The 20095-nt window shown below is 71.3% G+C and carries 18 protein-coding genes and 1 riboswitch; of the genes, 10 read left to right on the top strand and 8 right to left on the bottom strand.

Annotated elements, in window-relative coordinates:
• Positions 1 to 13 precede the first annotated feature (13 nt).
• The 3 genes from GD429_RS34850 to GD429_RS34840 all read left to right on the top strand — a co-directional run bounded on the left by GD429_RS34850 (position 14) and on the right by GD429_RS34840 (position 5042).
• A complete protein-coding gene (locus tag GD429_RS34850) occupies positions 14 to 2665 on the top strand; it encodes a LuxR C-terminal-related transcriptional regulator (RefSeq protein WP_227791975.1) in 2652 nt (883 codons plus the stop codon).
• A gap of 353 nt (positions 2666 to 3018) precedes the next feature.
• Positions 3019 to 4143, top strand: coding sequence for a porin (locus GD429_RS34845; protein ID WP_152864051.1), 1125 nt, complete (start codon positions 3019 to 3021; stop codon positions 4141 to 4143).
• A gap of 194 nt (positions 4144 to 4337) precedes the next feature.
• Complete coding sequence (locus tag GD429_RS34840) at positions 4338 to 5042, top strand: glutathione S-transferase N-terminal domain-containing protein (protein ID WP_152864049.1); 705 nt, start codon at positions 4338 to 4340, stop codon at positions 5040 to 5042.
• A 147-nt stretch (positions 5043 to 5189) separates the two neighbouring features.
• Here GD429_RS34840 and GD429_RS34835 read toward each other — a convergent pair whose 3' ends face one another.
• Positions 5190 to 5699, bottom strand: coding sequence for a MarR family winged helix-turn-helix transcriptional regulator (locus GD429_RS34835; RefSeq protein WP_152864047.1), 510 nt, complete (start codon positions 5697 to 5699; stop codon positions 5190 to 5192).
• A gap of 129 nt (positions 5700 to 5828) precedes the next feature.
• Between GD429_RS34835 and GD429_RS34830 the strand changes: the two genes are divergently transcribed.
• Positions 5829 to 7007 (top strand): MFS transporter, encoded by a 1179-nt coding sequence (locus GD429_RS34830; protein ID WP_152864045.1) that lies wholly within the window; start codon positions 5829 to 5831, stop codon positions 7005 to 7007.
• Positions 7008 to 7070: 63 nt separating this feature from the next.
• On the opposite strand, the gene GD429_RS40770 is transcribed toward GD429_RS34830, so the two are convergent.
• Genes GD429_RS40770 through cbiE form a run of 5 tightly spaced genes read right to left on the bottom strand, consistent with a single transcriptional unit; the run spans position 7071 to position 11109 of the window.
• Entirely contained in the window at positions 7071 to 7247 is a 177-nt protein-coding gene (locus GD429_RS40770; RefSeq protein ID WP_193727281.1) for a hypothetical protein, read from the bottom strand.
• A 20-nt stretch (positions 7248 to 7267) separates the two neighbouring features.
• On the bottom strand, positions 7268 to 7996 hold the full coding sequence (gene cobM, locus GD429_RS34825; RefSeq protein ID WP_059682612.1) for a precorrin-4 C(11)-methyltransferase: 729 nt from the start codon (positions 7994 to 7996) through the stop codon (positions 7268 to 7270).
• Between the two features lie 43 nt (positions 7997 to 8039).
• Complete coding sequence (locus GD429_RS34820; protein WP_152864044.1) at positions 8040 to 8771, bottom strand: cobalt-precorrin-6A reductase; 732 nt, start codon at positions 8769 to 8771, stop codon at positions 8040 to 8042.
• Positions 8768 to 9856 carry a cobalt-precorrin-5B (C(1))-methyltransferase gene (locus GD429_RS34815; protein ID WP_152864042.1) on the bottom strand — a complete coding sequence of 363 codons (1089 nt, stop codon included), beginning with the start codon at positions 9854 to 9856 and terminating at the stop codon, positions 8768 to 8770. Before GD429_RS34815 ends, GD429_RS34820 begins: the two co-directional genes overlap by 4 nt.
• Positions 9856 to 11109 carry a precorrin-6y C5,15-methyltransferase (decarboxylating) subunit CbiE gene (cbiE, locus tag GD429_RS34810; protein WP_152864065.1) on the bottom strand — a complete coding sequence of 418 codons (1254 nt, stop codon included), beginning with the start codon at positions 11107 to 11109 and terminating at the stop codon, positions 9856 to 9858. The genes GD429_RS34815 and cbiE overlap by 1 nt, the downstream gene beginning before the upstream one ends.
• Positions 11110 to 11311: 202 nt before the next feature.
• Positions 11312 to 11503, top strand: a riboswitch (cobalamin riboswitch).
• Between the two features lie 107 nt (positions 11504 to 11610).
• Here cbiE and cobG point away from each other — a divergent pair.
• From cobG to GD429_RS34780, 6 genes are all read left to right on the top strand, one after another.
• A complete protein-coding gene (gene cobG, locus GD429_RS34805) occupies positions 11611 to 12990 on the top strand; it encodes a precorrin-3B synthase (RefSeq protein ID WP_321575094.1) in 1380 nt (459 codons plus the stop codon).
• Entirely contained in the window at positions 12983 to 13609 is a 627-nt protein-coding gene (locus GD429_RS34800) for a precorrin-8X methylmutase (protein ID WP_096470918.1), read from the top strand. Before cobG ends, GD429_RS34800 begins: the two co-directional genes overlap by 8 nt.
• On the top strand, positions 13606 to 14340 hold the full coding sequence (locus GD429_RS34795) for a precorrin-2 C(20)-methyltransferase (RefSeq protein ID WP_152864038.1): 735 nt from the start codon (positions 13606 to 13608) through the stop codon (positions 14338 to 14340). Before GD429_RS34800 ends, GD429_RS34795 begins: the two co-directional genes overlap by 4 nt.
• A complete protein-coding gene (cobJ, locus tag GD429_RS34790) occupies positions 14337 to 16046 on the top strand; it encodes a precorrin-3B C(17)-methyltransferase (protein ID WP_152864036.1) in 1710 nt (569 codons plus the stop codon). The genes GD429_RS34795 and cobJ overlap by 4 nt, the downstream gene beginning before the upstream one ends.
• A gap of 13 nt (positions 16047 to 16059) precedes the next feature.
• Positions 16060 to 16227: a hypothetical protein gene (locus GD429_RS34785; RefSeq protein ID WP_193727280.1), complete on the top strand. Its 168-nt coding sequence runs from the start codon at positions 16060 to 16062 to the stop codon at positions 16225 to 16227.
• A gap of 276 nt (positions 16228 to 16503) precedes the next feature.
• Entirely contained in the window at positions 16504 to 17859 is a 1356-nt protein-coding gene (locus GD429_RS34780; RefSeq protein WP_193727279.1) for a chitinase, read from the top strand.
• Positions 17860 to 18110: 251 nt separating this feature from the next.
• Here the strand turns inward: GD429_RS34780 and GD429_RS34775 are convergent, their stop codons facing one another.
• Together GD429_RS34775 and GD429_RS34770 are read right to left on the bottom strand one after the other, a co-directional pair.
• Complete coding sequence (locus GD429_RS34775) at positions 18111 to 18854, bottom strand: IclR family transcriptional regulator (RefSeq protein WP_152864032.1); 744 nt, start codon at positions 18852 to 18854, stop codon at positions 18111 to 18113.
• Between the two features lie 53 nt (positions 18855 to 18907).
• Positions 18908 to 20074: an acyl-CoA dehydrogenase family protein gene (locus GD429_RS34770; protein WP_152864030.1), complete on the bottom strand. Its 1167-nt coding sequence runs from the start codon at positions 20072 to 20074 to the stop codon at positions 18908 to 18910.
• Positions 20075 to 20095: the final 21 nt, after the last annotated feature.

Here is a 20095-nt window from a genome sequence, read left to right as displayed (position 1 = left end):
GCCCCCCACCGAACTGGTCCTGAAGACGACCGCGCCGCGCGTGCCGGCGCAGTTGCTCGCCCGCGCGCGGCTGAGCCTCGCCGCGCCGGCTTTCGACGGCCGTCCGGTCACGCTCGTGCAGGCGCCGGCCGGCTACGGCAAGACGTCGCTGCTCGCGCAATGGCGCCGCGAATACCTCGCGCTCGGCCGCGCGGTCGTATGGCTGTCGGCCGACGAGCGCGACGACGCGCCGCGGCTGCTGCAGGGGCTCGTGCAGGCGGTGCGCACCGGCTGCGCGCGGCCCGGCTTCGGACGCCTGATCCCGGGCGGCGCGGCGCGCGCGCTGGACGGCCTGACCGCGTGGCTCGCCGAGGTCGCGCAACTGTCGATCGACGCGCTGCTGATCGTCGACGACGCGGAGCGGCTGCCGGCCGCCGGCCTCGACGCGCTGACCTACGTGCTGCACAACGCGCCGCAGAACCTGCATGTCGTCGTCGCGGCGCGGCGCGGGCTCGATCACGCGGCCGGCGACCTGCTCGCCGGCGGGCAATGCACGCTCGCGGGCGCCGACTGGCTGCGCTTCACGCTCGACGAGACGATCGCGCTGGTCGGCGCGCGCTTTGCGCAGCGTGTCGATGCCGACGCGTGCGCGCGGCTGTTCGAACGCGTCGACGGCTGGCCGCTCGGGCTGCAGCTCGCGATGGCCGCGATGGCGCGCTCGGCCGATCCGCGCCAGGCGGTCGACGCGCTCGCCGCGCGCGTGGACGGCACGCGCGACCGGCTCGTCGAGTTGCTGCTCGCGAACCTGTCGGCCGACGACACCGCGTTCCTGACGCGCACGAGCGTCGCCGATCGGCTGCATCCGTCGCTGTGCGCCGCGCTGCTCGACGACGCGGGCGCGCCCGACCGGCTCGCGCGGCTCGCGCGCGACACGCCGCTCTTCATCGCATCGGACGATTCGGACTGGTGCCGGCTGCATCCGCTCGTGCGCGACACGCTGCGCGACCGCCTGGCCGCGGGCCCGGACGCCGAGCACAGCGTGCTGCATGCGCGCGCGGCCGCGTGGCTCGACGCGCACGGGATGACCGAGGAAGCCGCGCGCCACGCGTATGCGGCCGGCCAGGTCGAGACCGCATACGCACTTGCCCAGCGCTGCCTCGAGGATGCGATCAAGCAGGGCCGCATCAACGACGTGCTCGACTGGCTCGCGCTGCTGCCCGACGCGGAGCTCGACAAGCGCCCGACGCTGCGGATCGCGGTCGCCTGGGCGCTGGCGCTCGGCGAGCGCCATGTCGAGGCGCAGCGGCAGATCGCGGGCATCCTCGCGGACCCCGGCACGCCCGCGGCGATGCGCTACGAATGCGCGCTGATCCTCAGCGCGGCCGCGTATTACGCCGATGAAATCGATCGCTTCGTCGAACTGTTCGAACCGTGGGCCGACTTCACGCCGCCGGCGGCGACGTGGCTCGCGCAGATGCACGCGAACCGGCTGTCGGCGCGCGCGATCATCGTCGGCGAACCGGCGCAGGCGCGCCGCTTCCAGCAGGCCGCGCCGCGCGGCGCGACGGCGGCCGGGTTCGGCTACGTCGCGCGCTGGGGCGAGCTGATCACGGGCCTGAGCTACCTGCGCGAAGGCCAGATCCGGCTCGCGGACGACGCGCTGTCGCCGGCGCTGGCGCGCGCGGAAGCCGATCTCGGCCGCCGCCACCCGCTGACCTGCATGCTCGCGGCGATGTGCGCGGCGATCGCCTACGAGGCCGACCGCGTCGACCAGGCCGCCGCGCTGCTCGCGAACCGGCTCGACGTGCTCGAACACGCGGGCACGCCCGACACCGTGCTGCTCGGCTATCGCACCGCCGCGCGCATCGCGCTGCTGCGCGGCGTCGAGCATCGCGCGATCGACCTGCTCGAGGCGCTCGACGCGATGGGCGTCGCGCGCCGGCTGCCGCGCCTGTCGGTCGCGAGTCTCGCCGAGCAGGTGCGGATTCACGCGGCGCGCTATCGCGAGGCGACCTGCCATGCGCTCGTCGAGCGGATCGACGCGATCGCCGCGGCCGAGTTTCCGTCGCACGGGCCGCTGTGGCGGCGCCCCGTCGTGCTGCTGCAGGCGACCGCGCATGCGGGTGCGGCGCTCGCCGCGCGCCGCTGGGACGACGCGTGCGCGGCGCTCGACGAGGCCGCCGTGCTGGCCCGCGAAATGAGCATGGGGCGCGAGCGCATCGAGATCATGGCGCTCAGCGCGTTCGCGCTCGAGCAGTCGGGTGGCGGCGGCCGCGCGCTGCTCGACGAGGCGATGAACCTCGCGGACATGTTCGGGCTCACGCGCACGCTCGCCGACGCGCATCCGGCCGTTGCCGACTGGGCGCGCCGCGTCGGCGACGAGGCGGCCGCCGGCGACGGCCCCGCGCGGCACGCGCTGCCGCAGCCGCGCATCGTGCCGCCCGCGCCGCGCGGCGCGGCCAGCCCGCGCGCGGTGCCGAGCGTCGTGCTGACGCCGAAGGAGCGCGCGATTCTCGAACTGCTCGCGCGCAACCTGTCGAACAAGGAGATCGCGGTCGCGCTCGCCGTCGGCGAGGAAACCGTGAAGTGGCACCTGAAGAACCTGTTCGGCAAGCTCGACGCCAGCTCGCGCAAGCATGCGGTGCGTCGCGCGCTGGTGCTCGGGCTGCTCGAAAACGCGCCGTGACGCCGGCCTGAGCCGGCCTGTTCCGCCCGCATTGCGGTGTCGTTCGTCGCTGCAATAGCTGCGGCCATTGCGCCTCTTCTCTCCGTGCGCGCGCCCAAAGGAAGTCCCGTTGGGGGACGGGCTGAAACGCACGTTCGCAAGCCCGTTATCAGCTTGCACAGACCCTGCCCCCTTCCGATTCTCCGCAACCCTGCCCCCCGTGCATGGGGGGGAGCGGCCGCCCGCCGTTGCGTAGTCTTTCCGCACGGCTCGCGCCGGCGTCGCATGTCTCGCCTTCCCGCCTGCCCCGATGCTTCCCCGCTTCACCCGGCCGGGCTCGATCCCGTCCGGTCCAATACGACCCTGGAGACTTCATGAAGACGAAACTGGCCGCGCTCGCGGCGCTTGCCGGCTGTTCGGCGCTCGCTCACGCGCAATCCTCCGTCACGCTGTACGGCGTGGTCGACACGGGCCTGCTGTACCAGAGCACGTCCGCCGCGTCGTTCAGCCCGACCGCGCCGAATACCGGCAAGGTGTTCCGCATGAAGGACGGCGGCATCTATTCGAGCTTCTGGGGCATCAAGGGAAGCGAGGACATCGGCGGCGGCTACAAGATCAACTTCAAGCTGCAGGGTTCGTTCGACAGCGGCACCGGCAAGCTGCAACTGAGCGACACGCCGGGCGCCGTCGCGATCTTCAACCAGGTCGCGTCGCTCGGCGTGTCGGGCCCGTTCGGCACGTTTACGGCCGGCCGCCAGATCGTGCCGATGATCTACGCGATGGCCGACACCGACGTGCGCAACGCGCAGTTCTTCGGCAGCGTGCTGACCGCGTGGCTCGGCCTGAACACCGCGGCCGGCTGGCCGGGGACCAGCACCAACGGCGCGATCGGCGCGCTGTACGACAGCAATGCGCTCGTCTACCAGTCGCCGACGTTCGCCGGCGCGTCGATCGCGCTCGAATACGCGCCGGGCGGCGTCGCCGGGCAGTTCCAGGGCGGCACGCGCGAGTCCGTCGTGCTCAAGTACTCGAACTACGGGCTGAACGCGTCGGCGCTCTACTACAACGGCCACGACACGAACCCGGCGCCGGGCGTCGCGCCGACCGGCGTCGACAACAACCGCTTCATGTACTTCGGCGCGAAATACGCGATCCGCGATTTCTCGGTGTCGGCGTCGTACGGCAACGGCAGGAATCCCGCGCATGCCGACCGGGTGAACCTCGACATGCTGTCGGCAGGCGTCGGCTACCGCTTCACGCCCGCGCTGCAGGTCACCTCCGCCGTGTACTACCTGAAGGACCGCAACCGTTCCGAGAATCGCTCGACGGCGGTCGTGCTCGCGGCCGACTACAGCCTGTCGAAGCGGTCGATGGTGTATGCGCAGGTCGGCCGCGTGAACAACCGCGGCACGATGGGCCAGATGCTCGTGTACGGGCAGCCGGTCGCGCCGGGCGTCGGCACGACGGCCGCGATGATCGGGTTGCGGCACAACTTCTGACGATGCGTTTGACCTGACGCGGAACGGGCGTGGCGGCGCCCGGGTGCGAATCCCGGCCGCCGCCTGCATCGATTCCGGGGATCGGCTACAGTGGGCGTTTTTCGGCGCGCCCCGCCGCCCGCCGTGTCGAGACCCATGCGCGACACGCGGCGATATGGCGGACGCGGATCCTCCGCTTCGACGAGCGAACCTCCATGCCCGACCTGTCCGCCTTCCCGATCACGCAAAAGTGGCCGGCCCAGCATCCCGACCGTCTCCAGCTCTACTCGCTGCCGACGCCGAACGGCGTCAAGGTGTCGATCATGCTCGAGGAAACCGGCCTGCCGTACGAGCCGCACCTCGTGCGCTTCGACACGAACGACCAGTTGTCGCCCGCGTTCCTGTCGCTGAACCCGAACAACAAGATCCCGGCGATCATCGATCCGAACGGCCCCGACGGCAAGCCGCTGCCGCTGTTCGAATCGGGCGCGATCCTGATCTATCTCGCGGACAAGACCGGCCAGCTGATCCCGAAGGATCTCGCCGGCCGCTACGAGACGATCCAGTGGGTGATGTTCCAGATGGGCGGCATCGGCCCGATGTTCGGCCAGGTCGGCTTCTTCCACAAGTTCGCCGGCCGCGACTACGAGGACAAGCGCCCGCGCGACCGCTACGTCGACGAGTCGAAGCGACTGCTCGGCGTGCTCGACGCGCATCTCGCGAACCGCAAGTGGATGATGGGCGACACGTACACGATCGCCGACATCGCGATCTTCCCGTGGGTGCGCAACCTCGTCGGCTTCTACGAAGCGGGCGATCTGGTCGGCTTCAGCGAATTCCGGCACGTCGCGCGGGCGCTCGACGCGTTCGTCGCGCGTCCGGCCGTCGCGCGCGGGCTCACTATCCCGGCACGCAACTGACCGGCGGCGCGGGCGCGCCGTGTGCGGCCCGCGATAATCCGAGCAGCCCGCCGCATTGCGCGGCGGGTGTCGCTTCCTTCCGTTCGGCGCGTTCGCGGCCGCCGTTCGCCGGCGCAACTTTCCGCCCGGCCCTTCCGGTCATTCCAGTCATTCCGGTCGTTCCGGCGCTCCGTCGACCAGCCCCGCCAGCAACTTTCCCAGCAATTGCGACAACTGCGCCTGTTCCGCGTCCGACAGTGCGGCCAGCAGCGCGCGCTGGTTGTCGATGTGCGCGACGACAGCGTCGTCGATCAGCGCGCGGCCGGTGTCCGTCAGTGCGACGAGCGTGCCGCGCCCGTCGGCCGGATTCGGCCGGCGCTCGACCCAGCCGGCCTTCTGCAGCCGGTCGATGCGTGCGGTCATCCCGCCCGACGACATCATCAGCGCGTCGTACAGCGCGGTCGGCGTCAGTGCGAACGGCGCGCCGCAGCGCCGCAGCGTCGCGAGCACGTCGAATTCGCCCGGCTGCATCCCGTAGCGCGCAAACAGCGGATTGAGACGGTCGCGCGCGATCACGAGCGCTGCTTCTTGCAGCCGCCCCATCACGACCATCGACGACGCGTCGAGATCCGGGCGCTCGACGCGCCATTGCGCGAGCGCATGCGCGGCTCGATCCATTAACCCTCCTCGGCTCACCAGTTATCTTGACGTCGAGATAAATCGGCGTTTATCTTGATGTCGAGATACTTTGCATGAAAACGCACGGCGTCCGGACGGATGCCGTGCACCGATACCGAGGGCCTGTCGATGAATCGCTTCACTTCCCCCGGATGGCGGCTCGCCGCCATCGTGCTGGTCGGGCTGAACCTGCGGCCCGCGCTCGCCGCGGTCGGCCCGCTGCTCGACATGATCCAGCGCGCGACCGGCATCGGCGACGGCGCGGCCAGCCTGCTGACGACGATCCCGATCCTGCTGATGGGGCTCGGCGCGCTGAGTGCGCGGCGCCTGCAGCGCGTGACGGGCATCGCGGGCGGCGTATGGCTCGGCGTCGCGCTGATCGGGCTCGCCTGCCTGTCGCGCATCGGCGCGCAGCACGCGTGGCTGCTGCTCGCGAGCGCCTGCTGTGCGGGCGTCGGGATCGCGATGGTGCAGGCGCTGCTGCCCGGTTTCGTGAAGGCGCATTTCGCGACGCGCGTCGGCGGCGCGATGGGCGTCTATTCGACGTCGATCATGGGCGGCGCGGTGCTCGCGAGCGTCGTCGCGCCGTTCGCCGCGGCGCGCTGGGGCTGGCTCGCCGCCCTCGCGGGCTGGGCGCTGCCGGCCGCGGTGGCCGCGCTCGCATGGCCGCTGGCCGGTCGCGGCGGCGATGCGCTCGCCGCCGGGCCGGCTGCGGCATCGGCTGCGCAGCCGTCGCGTTCGCCGCGCGCATGGCGGCTCGCGCTGTTCTTCGGGATCGCGACGGGCGCGTACACGCTGGTGCTCGCGTGGCTGCCGCCGTACTACATGCGGCTCGGCTGGTCGCCGACGGCGGCCGGCAGCCTGCTCGGCGGCGTGACGCTCGCGGAAGTCGTCGCGGGGCTGACGATCTCGGCGACGATCGACCGCCTGCCCGATCGCCGGCCCGCGCTGCATGCGGCGATCGCGTCGCTGTTCGTCGGCTTGCTGGCGATGCTGGCCGCGCCCGAAGCGCTCGCCTTGCCGGCCGCGCTGCTGCTCGGCGCGGGGATCGGCGCGCTGTTTCCGCTGTCGCTGATCGTCACGGTCGACCATGCGGCGACGCCGGCCGACGCCGCATCGCTGACGGGGTTCGTGCAGGGTGTCGGTTACCTGATCGCCGGGTTGTTCCCGTTCGCGGCCGGCGTCGTGCGCCAGCATCTCGCGGACCTGACGCCCGCGTGGGTGGCGATGGCGAGCCTGTGCGTCGTGCTGTTCGCGCTGGCGGCGGGTTTTGCGCCGCGGCTCGCGCGGCAGGTTGCGCGGGCCTAGCGCGGAGGGCCGCGCATCAGCTGCCCGCTTCCCGCTCCGACGGCAACCGTCGATAGGCACGCATCACCGCAAGTCGCACGCGTCTTCGTCGCACAGCCGGCACACCCGGATCGCGTGCTGCATGTCGTCAGCCAGTGCGCTGATCAGTTGCTCGCAGATCGGCATGAGTTGCGAACACGGCTCGACCGTCACCGTGCGCGTGATGTCCGCGATCGCCGATCCGCGTGCACCGCGCCGCATTCCGACCGGCGCACGCGTGATCAGCCCGCGCTCGCGTACAGCGTCGAATCCGCAAACCCCTCGGCGTCGAGCACGCGCCCGATCAGGATCAGCGCGGTGCGCTCGATCTGCGTGCCCTGCACCTTGCCGACGATGTCGGCGAGCGTGCCGGTCACGCGTTCCTCGTCGGGCCAGCTGGCGCGATAGATCACCGCGACCGGGCAATCGGCGCCGTAATGCGGCAGCACTTCGTCGACGATGCGCGCGAGATGGCGCACGCCGAGATGAATCGCGAGCGTCGCGCGGTGCGCGGCGAGCGAGCCGAGCGCCTCGCCTTCCGGCATCGTCGTCTTGCCCGCGAAGCGCGTGAGGATCACCGTCTGCGCGACGCCGGGCAGCGTCAGCTCGACGCCGAGCGTCGCCGCGCACGCGGCCGTGGCCGTCACGCCCGGCACGATTTCGTACGGAATCCCGAGCGTCTTCAGCCGGCGGATCTGCTCGCCGATCGCGCCGTATAGCGACGGATCGCCCGAATGCACGCGCGCGACGTCCTGCCCTTTCGCATGCGCGGCGGCGAGCAGCGCGACGATCGCGTCGAGGTCGAGTTCGGCCGTATTGACGACCTGCTCCGCGCGATGACCGTCGAGTACGGCCGCCGGCACCAGCGAGCCCGCATACAGGATCACCGGGCAGGTGCGCACTAGGCGCTGGCCCTTCACCGTGATCAGCTCCGGGTCGCCGGGGCCCGCGCCGATGAAATACACCGTCATCGAAAAATCTCCGTTTATTCGTTGGATGATCGGCCGTGCGGCGTCACGCGCGGGCGGCCGGATCGAGCGCGTCGAGCAGTGCGGCGGCCGAGTTGAACGTGCGATCGGCGTCGGGCAGCGGCGGCCGGCGCAGCATCACGACCGGCAGCCGGCGTTCGCGCGCGACGTCGAGCTTGGCCTCGGTGGCCGCACCGCCGCTGTTCTTGCTGACGACGACGTCGATCCCCATCAGCGCGAACAGCGCGCGCTCGCCGTCGAGCGTGAACGGCCCGCGCGCGGCGACGATCTGCGCGCGCGCGTTGCCGGGATGCGCGTCGAGGCAGCGCACGAGCCAGAACTGGTGCGGCGGGATCGCGTCGAGATGCGCGAGCGGTTCGCGGCCGAGCGTGAACAGCGGCCGCTTGAACGGCGCGAGCGCGGCCTCGATGCCGGCCCAGTCGTCGACCATCCGCCAGTCGTCGCCGGGTTGCGGCGCCCATGGCGCACGGCGCAATGCCCACAGCGGCACGCCCGCGTCGCGCGTCGCGGCGGCGGCATTCGCGCTGATTCGTGCGGCATACGGATGCGTCGCGTCGATCACGAGGCCGATGCCGGCGCTGCGCAGATACGCGGCCAATCCGGCAGCGCCGCCGAAACCGCCGACGCGCACGTCGCAGCGCAGGTCGTCGGGCACCTTGCCGAGGCCGGCCAGGCTATACACGTGATGCGGACCGAGTGCGCGCGCGATTTTCAGCGCATCGCCGGTGCCGCCGAGCAGCAGGATGCGCGCGCTCATCGCGCCTGCCCGACGAAGCGGCCCTGCCGGTCGATGGCGAACATCTCGACGGCGACCGAAGGCGGCACGATGTCGCGCGCGACGCGCAGCGCCTGCGCGCAGACGAGATCGCCGAGCGGCACGCCCGCGGCCAGCGCGAGCTTCAGCGCTTCCTGGCTCGTGTTCGCGGCGCGCATCGCGGCCTGCAGCGCATCGCTCGCGCCGGCCTCGGCCGCCCACTGCGCGAGCAGCGGCAGGTCGATGCTCGAATGGCGGCTGTGCAGGTCGAGGTGGCCGGCCGCGAGCTTGCTGAGCTTGCCGAAGCCGCCGCACATCGACAGCCGCGCGACCGGCGCGCGCCGCAGGTGCTTGAGCACCGCGCCCGCGAAATCGCCCATCTCGACCAGCGCCATGTCGGGCAGGTGATAGTGCGCGCGCATCGCGTCCTCGCTCGTATTGCCCGTGCACGCGGCGATATGCTGGATGCCGTTCGCGCGCGCGACGTCGATGCCCTGGTGAATCGATGCGATATAGGCCGAGCACGAGAACGGCCGCACGATGCCGGTCGTGCCGAGAATCGACAGCCCGCCGACGATGCCCAGGCGCGGGTTCATCGTCTTCAGCGCGAGCGCTTCGCCGCCTTCCACGCCGATCGTCACGTCGAAGCCGCCCGCGTAGCCATATTCGGCTGCCAGCGCGTCGAGGTGCGTCGTCATCATCTGGCGCGGCACCGGGTTGATCGCCGGTTCGCCGACCGCCAGCGTCAGCCCCGCACGTGTGACCGTGCCGACGCCCGGCCCCGCGTGGAAACGCACGCCGGGCGCCGCCGCGAGCGCAACGCGCGCAAAGATCAGCGCGCCGTGCGTGACGTCCGGATCGTCGCCGGCATCCTTGATCGTGCCGGCTTCGGCGCCGTCGGCCGTGATCCGGCAGAACTCGAGCCGCATCATCACGCGCTGCCCCTTCGGCAGCACGATCGCGACCGCATCGTCCGCCTGGCCCGCGAGCAGCAGGCGCGCGGCGGCGAGCGATGTCGCGGTCGCGCAGCTGCCGGTCGTATAACCGAAGCGCAGCGGTGCGTGCTGTTCGGGGGTTTCGTCGCGCATCACGCGTCCATCGGGTTCGTCGGGTTCGACGGTCCGGCCGTGGTGGCCGCGTCGGGCTTGCGCACGTCGTACAGCGTGACCGGCAACGGCTGCCGCCACGTGTCGAAGCGGCCGAGCGGCTCCGCATGCGCGAGCGACACGCGCGTGAGCGTGCCGCCGTGCGCATCGCGCCATGCGGCGAGCGCCATCTCGCCCTGCAGCGTGACCGCGTTCGCGACCAGCCGGCCGCCGGGCTTCAGCGACGACCAGCACGCGTCGAGCACGCCGGGCGCCGTCGCACCGCCGCCGATGAAGATCGCGTCCGGCGCGGCGAGCCCCGCGAGCGCATCCGGCGCGCGGCCCGCGACGAGCTGCAGGCCAGGCACGCCGAGCGCGTCGCGGTTGTGTTCGATGAAGCGCTGCCGCTCCGCATGCGCTTCGATCGCGATCGCCTGGCATGACGGATGCGCGCGCATCCATTCGATGCCGATCGAGCCGCTGCCGGCGCCGACGTCCCACAGCAGCTCGCCGGGCGCGGGCGCGAGGCGCCCGAGCGTCATCGCGCGCAGGTCGCGCTTGGTGAGCTGGCCGTCGTGGCGGTACGCATCGTCGGGCAGGCCGGGCGTGAGCGCGCGGCGCGGCGCGTCGGGGCCGGCCTGGCAGTCGAGCGCGACGAGATTGAGCGCGGCCGTTTCGTCGACGTTCCAGTCCTGCGCGAGGCCGTCGACGCGCCGCTCGAGCGGGCCGCCCAGATGTTCGAATACGCTGATACGCGTCGGTCCGAAGCCGCGCGCGGCGAGTTCGGCCGCGACGGCGGCCGGCGTGCGGCCGTCGGCGCTCAGCACGAACAGGCGCCGGCCCGGCAGCAGGTGACGCGCGAGCGTCGCGAGCGGACGGCCGACGAGCGATACCGCGCCGACGTCCTGCAGCGCCCAGCCGAGGCGCGCGGCCGCGAGCGACAGCGACGACGGCGCGGGCAACACGCGCCATTCGTCGGGGGAAAGCCGGCGCGCGAGCGTGGCGCCGACGCCGAACAGCATCGGGTCGCCGCTCGCGAGCACGCAGACGGGCGACGGGCGGCGCGCGAGCACGCCCGCGACGTCGAACGGCGACGGCCACGTTTCGCGCGCGGCCGGCAGCCGTGCCGGCAGCATGTCGAGATGCCGCTGCGCGCCCACGACGAGCGTCGCGTCGAGCAGCGCGCGCCGCGCGCTGCGTCCGAGCCCCGCGTAACCGTCGTCGCCGATGCCCACTACCGTCAGCCACGCCGTCATGCACCCTTCCCCATCGTTCGATTCCATCGTGTCGCCGCGCGGCCGAAAAAGGGCCGGCGCAGCCGTCCGCATTGCGAAAGACGGCATGGTACCGTGTTCCATCCCGCGTTTCACCTGCCGGCCCGCCGGCGCCGGGCCAACCCCCGCTTCGTCCGCCGAGAACGGCTTTCCGGTCGCGAACCGCGGTCGAAATCGGGTATCCTACGGCCGTTCGTTCGCCGGTGCCCTTCGGGGCCGAAGAGGGAACACAGGGCGCGCCGCGCGCCGCTGTGGCTGCCCCCGCAACTGTAGACAGCGAGCCGATCTCCCCCTCATGCCACTGGTTTCACCGGGAAGGCCGGGAGCCGGCGCCGACCTGTCAGCCAGGAGACCTGCCGGCCAGAAAGTGCGTGCGTGCCAGTCGGCGTCGGGCGGGGTGTACCGATGCGTTGGCCCGCGGCGCGACACTGCCCCGATATCCCGTTGAGTTCCGCCCCCGATTCGATTCCTGCGTCGCCCGTCGTGCGCCCGTCGGCCTGCCCGGGGCTCGTGCGCGTCGTCGCGGCCGCCGACGGCGGGCTGTGCCGGATCAAGCTGCCGGGCGGCCGGCTCGACGCGCGCCAGGCGCGCGCGATCGCCGCCGCCGCGCGCGCATTCGGCTCCGGCGCGATCGACGCGACCAATCGTGCGAATCTCCAGCTACGCGGCATTCGCGACGGCGCGTCCGACGCGCTGACGCGCGCATTGCTCGACGCGGGGCTCGGCCCGCGCGCCGATGCCGCCGCAAAATCGACCGCAGACGCAACCGCCGATGCGGTCGCGCTCGCCGCGAGCGACGACGTCCGCAACGTGATGCTCAGCCCGCTCGCCGGGCATGACCCCGCCGCGCTCGTCGACAGCCGCGCGCTCGTCGTTCCGCTGCTCGACATGCTGGCGAGCGAGCCGCGCCGCGGCGAGCTGTCGCCGAAATTCTCGATCCAGCTCGACGGCGGCGAATCGGTCGCGGCGCTCGATCATCCGCACGACATCTGGCTCGCCGCATGGCGTCGCGGCGACGGCGCGGTGCGCATCGCGGCCGGGCTGGCCGGCTGCCCGCCGACTGCATTCGACGACACGCCTGCTTCGGTCGATGTGTCGCCCGACCAGAGCGTCGCGCTCGTCCGCGCCCTGCTGCTCGCGTTCCTCGATCTCGCACCGGCCGACGTCACGCGGATGCGTGCGCTGCTCGCGACGTGCGGCGAACGCGCGTTGCTCGAACGCGCGCGGCACTACCTGCCCTTCCCGCTCGAGGCCGATCCCGCGCTCGCCGGCTGGCGGCGCATGCGTTCCGATTCCGCACTGCGTTTCGGCGCGCGTCCGTCGCTCGACGCGGCGCGCTGCAGCGTCGGCGCGCAATTCGTGCTCGGGCGGCTCGACGCGACGCAGTTGGAACGGCTCGCCGCCCTGGCCGAAGCGGACGGCGACGGCACACTGTCGATGACGCCGTGGCAAGGCGTGTTCATCCACGGCGTGTCGCACGCACGCGCACCGGCCACGCTCGATGCGCTCGCGTCGCTCGGCCTCGTCTGCGCATCGTCGGACCCGCTCGCGACGCTCGTCGCGTGCACCGGCAGCGCGGGCTGCGCGAAAGCGCGCGCCGACACGAAACGCGACGCGCTCGCGCTCGCCGCGCGCATCGGCCAACCGCTCGACGTGCACCTGACCGGCTGCGAGCGCCACTGCGCGCTGCCGCATCCCGCTGCGCACACGCTGGTCGCGGTGGCGCCCGCGCACTACGACCTTTACCGGCGCGACGCCGCCACGGGCCTCGGCGCCCCGCTCGCGCGCCATCTGACGATTGACCAGGCCGCGGCCCGACTGACGGGCGCACGGCATAGCCAGGACACCACCACCGATGCTTGACTACATTCGCGACGGGCAGGAAATCTACCGCCAGTCGTTCGCGACGATCCGCGCCGAGGCCGACCTGTCGCAGGTTCCGCCCGATCTCGAGAAACTCGCGGTGCGCGTGATCCACGCGTGCGGGATGGTCGATGTCGTCTACGACCTGCGCTTCTCGGCCGGCGCCGGCACCGCGGGCCGCACGGCGCTCGCGGCCGGCGCGCCGATCCTGTGCGACGCGAAGATGGTCGCCGAAGGCATCACGCGCGCGCGGCTGCCGGCCGGCAATCCCGTGATCTGCACGCTCGGCGAACCGGAGGTGCCCGATCTCGCGCGCCATCTCGGCAACACGCGCTCGGCCGCCGCGCTCGAACTGTGGCGCCCGCATCTGGCGGGCAGCGTCGTCGTGATCGGCAACGCGCCGACCGCGCTGTTTCACCTGCTCGACATGATCGACGCCGGCGCGCCGCGCCCCGCGCTGATCCTCGGGTTCCCGGTCGGCTTCATCGGCGCGGCCGAATCGAAGGCGATGCTCGACGCCGACAGCCGCGGCGTGCCGTACGTCGCGCTGCTCGGCCGGCGCGGCGGCAGCGCGATGGCCGCCGCCGCGGTCAACGCGCTCGCGACGGAGGTCGAATGACGACCGCGCGCGGACGCCTGTTCGGAGTCGGTGTCGGCCCCGGCGACCCCGAACTGATGACGATCAAGGCGCTGCGCGTGCTGCAGGCGGCGCCCGTGGTCGCGTATTTCGTCGCGAAGGGCAAGAAAGGCAATGCGTACGGCATCGTCGAAGCGCACCTGTTCGACACGCAGACGCAACTGCCGCTCGTCTATCCGGTGACGACCGAAGCGCTGCCGCCGCCGCTCTGCTACGAGACGGTGATCGCCGACTTCTACGATACGGCCGCCGAAATCGTCGCGGCGCACCTCGACGCGGGCCGCGACGTCGCGGTGATCTGCGAAGGCGATCCGTTCTTCTACGGCTCGTACATGTACCTGCACGACCGCCTCGCGCCGCGTTACGACACCGAGGTCATCCCGGGCGTGTGCGCGATGCTCGGCGGCACGGCCGTGCTCGGCCAGCCGCTCGTCTATCGCAATCAGAGCCTGTCGGTGCTGTCGGGCGTGCTGCCCGAACACGAGCTGCGCGCGCGGCTCGCGCAGGCCGACGCGGCCGTCGTGATGAAGCTCGGCCGCAATTTCGACAAGGTGCGGCGTGTGCTCGACGAACTGGGGCTCGCGAAGCGCGCGCTGTATGTCGAGCGCGCGACGATGGCGAGCCAGCGCATCGTGCCGCTCGACGAAGTCGACCCGATGGCGTCGCCGTATTTCTCGCTGCTCGTCGTGCCGGGGGAAAAATGGCAAGGATGACGACTCCGCCCGCGATCGTGATTCTCGGCGCCGGCGCGCTAGACACCGCGCGGCGCATCCAGGCGCGCTACCCGGGAGCCCGCGTGCACGGGCTCGCGGCGCGCGTCGATGCCGACGAGCCGTTCGACGAACTCGGCGAGCACCTGCGCGAGCTCTATGCGCGCGGCCTGCCGATCGTCGCGCTGTGCGCGGCCGGCATCGTGATTCGCTGCCTCGCTCCCGCGCTGGCCGACAAGGGCGTCGAGCCGCCGGTGCTCGCGGTCGCGGAGGACGGCTCGGCCGTCGTGCCGCTGCTCGGCGGGCTGACGGGCGTCAACGTGATCGCACGCGAACTGGCCGAATGGCTCGGCGTCGCGCCGGCGATCACGACGAGCGGCGAACTGCGCTTCGGCGCATGCGTGCTCAATCCGCCCGAAGGTTATGCGCTCGCCGATGTCGCGCAGGGCAAGCGCTTCGTGTCCGACCTGCTCGCGGGCGCGTCGACGCGCATCGACGGCGCAGCGCCGTGGCTCGACGATGTCGCGCTGCCGCGCGACGACGCGGCCGCGCATGCGATTCGCGTGACGCCCGATGCATGGCGCGGCACGCAAGACGAACTCGTGATCCATCCGCGCAGCGTGGTGGTCGGCGTCGATGCGCAAACCATGCACGCGGATGAAGCGCTCCCCGCGCGCATCGAGGCCGCGCTCGACGCACAAGGTCTCGCGCGATTGGCGCTCGCGGCCATCGTCGCACCCGCGTCGGCGATCGGCGACGCCGCACTGGAGGATGCCGCAGAAACGCTCGGCGTGCCGCTGCGCTTCGTCGATGTCGACAGCGAAGCGCAAACCGACGCGGCCGCGCTGCTCGGCCGCGCATTGCGTGTCGCGCATACGCTGCGCGCAGCGTCGAACGGGCTCGCGTGCGCGGTCGCGTCGCATCCGGTCGATCCCGCCACGCTCGGCCGTACGCGCGGCCGCCTGACGGTGCTCGGCCTCGGCCCGGGCGGCGCCGCGTGGCTCACGCCGGCCGCGCGCGCCGCGCTCGCGCAAGCGACCGACATCCTCGGCTACACGACCTACGTGAACATGGCCGGCCCGTTCCGCGCGGACCAGCGCGTGCACGGCACCGACAATCGCGAGGAAATGCAGCGCGCGCGCCACGCATTCGAACTCGCGGCCGAAGGCCGGCGCGTCGCGGTCGTGTCGTCGGGCGACCCCGGCGTGTTCGCGATGGCCGCGGCCGTGCTCGAAGCGCTCGACGAATCTCGCGACCCGCAATGGGCCGCGGTCGATCTGCGCGTGGAACCCGGCATATCGGCATCGCTCGCGACCGCCGCGCAGGCCGGCGCGCCGCTCGGCCACGACTTCTGCGCGATCTCGCTGTCGGACAACCTGAAGCCGTGGGACGTGATCGAGACGCGCCTGCGGCATGCCGCGCAAGCCGATCTCGTGATGGCGTTCTACAACCCGATCTCGCGTGCGCGGCCGTGGCAGCTCGACCGTGCGCTCGATGTCGTGCGCGCGCATCGCGCGGCCGATACGGTGGTCGTGCTCGGGCGCGACATCGGCCGGCCGGGCGCGACGCTCGCGACGACGACGCTCGGCGCGCTGCGCAGCGACCAGGTCGACATGCGCACGATGGTGATCGTCGGCTCTTCGACCACACGGCGTTTCGCGATCGACGGCGGACGCGAATGGGTCTATACGCCGCGCTGGTATCGCTGAACGCGGCCAGCGTGTGAACCGGGCGCCGCGCACGTCGGCATGCCCGGGCGTCGTCCATGTACCGATCGCCAGTGCGCGTTCGGTCGAGCAGATCGTGTCGTGGAGCGAGCCGTTTGCATCGGTATGCGTCGAACGCTTCGCCGCGCTGGCCCGCTCGCCGGTGCAGCCTGTATCGGCGTAACGCAACGTTAGCGATGTAAGCGGCGTTAGCGACGCGCATCGGGCTTCATGCAATCAGCACGATCGATCGGGAAAATCGTCCGCCGATGCATTACGGAACGGTGTCGAATCGGCAAGATCGTTACGTATCGGAAATCAAATAACAAAAAGAACTCCTGACGATTCACTATTCGGCGCGAATCCTCCAAGATGGGCACGCCGCCGGCCGGGCATGCCCGGTCGTTCGTCCGGCGGCGATACGCGGGCCAGCGTATCCCTCTTCCACTTGGAGAACAGAATGAACAACAACGTGTTGCAGCGTTTCATTCCGCGTGCGCTTGCCGCGGGCTGTCTGCTCGCCGCCGCGAGCGTGTCCCAGGGCGCCGGCGTCTATGCGCCGTTCGTCGACGTGACGCTCTATCCGACGCCGCTCGTCGACCAGATCGGCGTCCGGCAAGGCATCCAGCAGTTCACGCTCGCGTTCGTGGTCGCGGGCAGCGGCTGCGCGCCGTCGTGGGGCGGCGTGCAGCCGATCGGCAACGGCGCGAGCGGCGGCCTGCTCACCGCGCTGTCGACTTCGATCGCGAGCTACCGCGCGAAAGGCGGCGAAGTCGCCGTGTCGTTCGGCGGCGCGAACGGCACGCCGCTGATGCAGGCGTGCTCGACGGTTCCCGCGCTGAAGACGGCCTACCAGACGGTGATCGACACGTACGGCCTCACGCATGTCGACTTCGACATCGAAGGCGCATCGCAGCAGGACACGGCCGCGGTCGCGCGCAACTTCCAGGCCGTCGCACAACTGCAAGCCGACTATGCGGCGAAGGGCAAGCCGCTGCACGTCACGCTGACGCTGCCGACGATGTCGACCGGGCTCACGCAGGACGGCGTGAACGTCGTCAACGCGGCGATCTCGAACAAGACGACGTTCGATGCCGTGAACCTGATGACGATGGACTACGGCCCCGCGAACATCGACATGGGCGCGGCCGCGATCAGCGCCGCGCAAGCGCTGTATTCGCAACTCGACACGGCGTTCAAGTCCGCCGGCCAGCCGAAGACCGGCGCGCAACTGTGGCAGATGGTGGGTGTCACGCCGATGATCGGCGTGAACGACGTGCAGGGCGAGATCTTCACGCTCGCGAACGCGCAAAGCGTGCTGAACGCGGCGGTCAACAACGGCTACGGGTTCTTCGGCAACTGGTCGGTCGGCCGCGACCAGCCGTGCCCGAACAACGGCGCGTATGCGTCGCCGACCTGCTCGGGCGTCGCGCAACAGCCATACGCATTCGCGGCGATCTTCAAGGCACTCGACGGCAAGTGGGGCGCGGGTGTCACGAAGGACCCGAACTACGGCGGCGGCTCGGACGGCGGCACGCCGCAGCCGGGCGCGCCCTGGGCGGCCGGCCAGGTCTATACGGCCGGCGCGACGGTCACCTACCAGGGCACCACGTATCAGGCGCAATGGTGGACGCAGGGCGACGTGCCCGGCCAGGCGGCCGTGTGGAAGCCGGTCGGCGGCGGCTCGCCTGCGTGGTCGGCCACGACCGCCTACCAGGGCGGCACGTGCGTGATGTACCAGGGCGCGAAGTACTGCGCGAAATGGTGGACCCAGGGCGACAACCCGAGTGCCGGCGGCGTGTGGGTGAAGTCGTGATGGCGCAACGCGCCGGCGCGTGATGCGCGGCGAGCCGTTTCCGGCGCGGCAGGATCGAACGCCGGAACGGCTCGTCATGGCTTCGCCTTCGGCCTACGGCCGAAGGCTCGTGAAAGGCCGAGCACTAACACTCGGCACTGTCCAAGAAATCCAGGCGGTTCATGAAAAACACCCCAAAGCTTGGATCGGTGCCCGACTTTGGGGTGCAGTTCAGACTGCCGGCCCGCTACTGGCCCTCGCGTGCCACTACCCTACCCGCGCGCGTGTTCGGCCAGCAGCCGCGCCTTCGCGTCGACGAGCAGCGCCGCATGCGTGTCGCGATGCTGGCGGATCCGCTCGGTCGGCCCGACGACCGACAGCCCGTACCAGTCGCCGTCGAGCGTCAGCGCGACCGCGATCGCCGACAGCTCGGGCGCGCTTTCGCCGAAGTTCTCGGCCCAGCCGAGTTCGCGAAACCGCGCCGTTTGCACGACGAGCGCCGGCAGGTCCGCCACCGTCGCGTCGGTGAAACGCTCGAACGGCAACTGCGCGCCGAGCGCCTGCTGCGCATCGCCGGCGAGTTCCGCGAAGATCGCCTTGCCGATCGAGTTCGCGTGCAGCGGGCGCAGCTCGCCCGGCTGGCGCGTATAGCGGATCGCCTGCTCCGATTCGACGACGTCGAGGTACGTGACCGACAGGCCCTGGATCTTGCCGAGCACGGCCGTCTCGCGGCTCGCGTCGCGCAGTGCGACGAGATGCGGATGCACGATGTCGACGACGGGATCGGTCGCGTCGATCGCGGCGGCGATCGTCTGCAGGCGCCGCGTCGGGTAGTAGCCGCCGCGCTTGCGCACTTCGTACAGGTAGCCGCGGCTCACGAGCGTGCGCGCCATCGCGAGGCAGCTCGACGCCGGCACATTGAGCAGGCGCGCGAGTTCGGTCAGCGGCAGCGGCCGCCGTTCGGCGGCGAACAGCTCGAACAGGTCGAGCGTGCGGGCAACGAGTTTGACGTCCATGACGAGCGCTTGATTCGGAACGGGAAACCGCGCGCCGTGCGGGCCGCCGCGCATCAGTATGACTTCGGCAGCCCGAGCACCTTCTCCGCGATGTAGCACAGGATCAGTTGCGGACTCACGGGCGCGAGCCTCGGAATCATACACTCGCGCAGGTAGCGCTCGACATGGTATTCCTTCGCGTACCCCATCCCGCCGTGCGTCGCGATCGCCGTCTGGCAGGCCTGGAACGCGGCTTCCGCGCCGAGGTATTTCGCCGCGTTCGCCTCCGCGCCGCACGACTGCCCCGCGTCGTAGCGCGTCGCGGCCTTCATCACCATCAGCCACGCGGCCTCGAGCTGCATCCACGCCAGCGCGAGCGGATGCTGGATCGACTGGTTCTGCCCGATCGGCCGGCCGAACACGACGCGCTCGCACGCATACTGCGTCGCGCGGCGCAGCGCCGCCTGCCCGAGCCCGATCGCCTCCGCGGCGATCAGGATCCGCTCGGGATTCAGCCCGTGCAGCAGATAGCGGAAGCCGTCGCCTTCGTTGCCGATCAGGTCGTCGCGCGACACGCGCAGGTTGTCGATGAACAGCATGTTCGAATCGACGGCCTTGCGGCCCATCTTCTCGATCTCGCGCACCTCGACGCGCGAGCGGTCGAGATCGGTATAGAACAGGCTCAGCCCGTCGGTCGGCTTCGCGACCTGGTCGAGCGGCGTCGTGCGCGCGATGATCAGCATCTTGTTCGCGACCTGCGCGGTCGAGATCCAGATCTTGCGCCCGCTCAGCACGTAGTGATCGCCGTCGCGGCGCGCCTGCGTGGTCAGGTGCGTGGTGTCGAGGCCCGCATCCGGTTCCGTCACCGCGAAACACGCCTTGTCGCGCCCGGCGATCAGCGGCGGCAGGAAGCGCGCCTTCTGCGCGTCGTTGCCGAACACCTGCACCGGGTTCAGCCCGAAGATGTTCATGTGGACGGCCGACGCACCGGACAGGCCGGCGCCCGACGCGCTGATCGTGCGCATCATCAGCGCGGCCTCGGTCATCCCGAGCCCGGCGCCGCCGTGGGCCGGGTCCATCGCGATGCCGAGCCAGCCGGCCTCGGCGAGCGCCGCGTGGAAATCGGCCGGAAACCCGCCCGCGCGATCGCGTTCGAGCCAGTAGTCGTCGCCGAAGCGCGCGCAGATTTTCTCGATCGCGCTTTCGATCGCGCGCTGGTCGTCGGTCAGGTCGAACTGCATGGATTGCTCTCCAGGGAAACG

Origin of the sequence: Burkholderia sp. BE17 (assembly GCF_009362305.1) — a bacterium.
Lineage (GTDB): Bacteria > Pseudomonadota > Gammaproteobacteria > Burkholderiales > Burkholderiaceae > Burkholderia > Burkholderia pyrrocinia_C.
The sequence above is the reverse complement of the archived record's forward strand: the minus strand, read 5'-3'. Positions and strand labels throughout refer to the sequence as shown.